The organism is Corynebacterium sp. S5S1, assembly GCF_001913985.1.
Taxonomy (GTDB): domain Bacteria; phylum Actinomycetota; class Actinomycetes; order Mycobacteriales; family Mycobacteriaceae; genus Corynebacterium; species Corynebacterium marquesiae.
Genome location: NZ_MKXT01000094.1, coordinates 1,637 through 3,180 on the forward strand (window position 1 = coordinate 1,637; position 1,544 = coordinate 3,180).

Genomic DNA, 1,544 nt, shown 5'->3' on the forward strand with positions numbered 1-1,544 from the left:
ACGCCGGCGTCGCCCGGCCGCACAGAAGGGAGGTCACAATCCCGCCGGCGGCAATACTGATGCTGCACAAAACACGGACGAGAACTCCGGGAAAAAACGCGCACAACCTGCGCAGAAACACCACGCACGCAAACAGGGCAAGCAACACTCGTCCAAGCAGCAAAGTTCCAAGCAGCAGTCGTCGAAGCAACACTCGTCGAAGCAGCGAACATCCAAGCAAGCGTCACAACAACACCCCAAACACGCCAACAAGAACGCCCATCCGCGCAGGGGCCACAGTTCCCAGCGTTCTGTCATGGAAACCCGCACGGAAACGTCCGCGGGTGGTTTGGTGCTATCCGGGCTTGCAGAGGCGGTCGCGGAGAACGGCACGGTTGATCTCTCCAGCATTTATGTGGCCTTGATTGGCCGTCTGGACCGGCGGGGCCGTCTGTTGTGGTCCATGCCGAAGGGCCACGTCGAACCGGATGAGGAGCATACGCTGACCGCCGAGCGGGAAGTGTGGGAGGAAACAGGAATCCACGGCGAGGTATTCGAGAACTTAGGTGTGATTGATTACTGGTTCGTCTCCGACGGCGTGCGCATCCACAAAACGGTGCACCATCACCTGTTGCGCTTCGTCGACGGTTGGCTGAACGACGAAGACCCGGAGGTCACGGAGGTGGCGTGGATTCCGGCTTCCGAGCTGATGGAGCGTCTCGCGTATGCCGACGAGCGGAAATTAGCCCGCAGGGCACACGATTTGCTGCCGGAGTTGGCGCGAGCAGAAAAAGAGGCGGGAAGGATCACCCCGCGATGAGCCGGCCTGCTGCTTTCTCGGCGTTGTTGCTGGTAGCTGCTCTGCCTGGTGTCATTGCTGCCCCGGCCGCGATCGCCGCACCCGAGCCAGTGCCGGTCTCACCGGAGAAATCCGAGTTGTGGGGCTTGCCGCATGACCCGCTTGCCGACGACGACGTCAGTTTGTCTTTGTCCTCCCTGGAAGAAATCGCCTCTGGTGCTTCCGCTACCACGCCGGTGGGTGTGGGCGAGCAGCTGCAGGCTCAATTCCGGATTGATAATCGCTCGGCATCGGAGCTCAGCGACGTCCAGGTGACAGTGCGCCGGGCTGATGCTGTGAATTCTGCAGACGAGGCGCAGGCTGCCCTGGCGCACAGTGATTTCCCGTATTGGGGCAATGCTGTGAATCTGGCTTCGGTGGCGCCGAATAGTTCCACTAGCGCGTCGATGGATATTTCTACGGCGTTGGCGGATTCGCCGTCGTTAAGCATCACGCAACCGGGCGCGTATCCGGTATTGTTCACGCTCACCGGCTTTCAGGATGGGGACCCGGTGCATTTAGCCAGCGAGAGACTGGTGTTGCGTGTGGAAGGGCCGGCTGACGAGGGGTTCGCAGCGAACGATTTCACGGCGGACGATTTCACGGCAGACGACTTCACGGTGGAAGACACCGTGGCTAACAACAGCGCTGAAAATACCGCAGAAAACTCCGAGCGCGGGTTTTCTGTCATCGTCCCGGTCTCCGCCCAGATCGACCCGGTGCCGGG

General features: G+C 60.8%; 1 protein-coding gene and 1 pseudogene. Both read left to right on the plus strand.

Going from position 1 to position 1,544, the window contains the following annotated elements:
- Positions 1-799, plus strand: a 799-nt coding sequence (locus tag BKN05_RS12505) for an NUDIX hydrolase (RefSeq protein ID WP_286688785.1), incomplete at its 5' end; no start/stop codon positions are given.
- A pseudogene (locus tag BKN05_RS12510) lies at positions 796-1,544 on the plus strand (hypothetical protein); the annotation flags it as partial. The gene BKN05_RS12505 and the pseudogene BKN05_RS12510, both read left to right, overlap by 4 nt.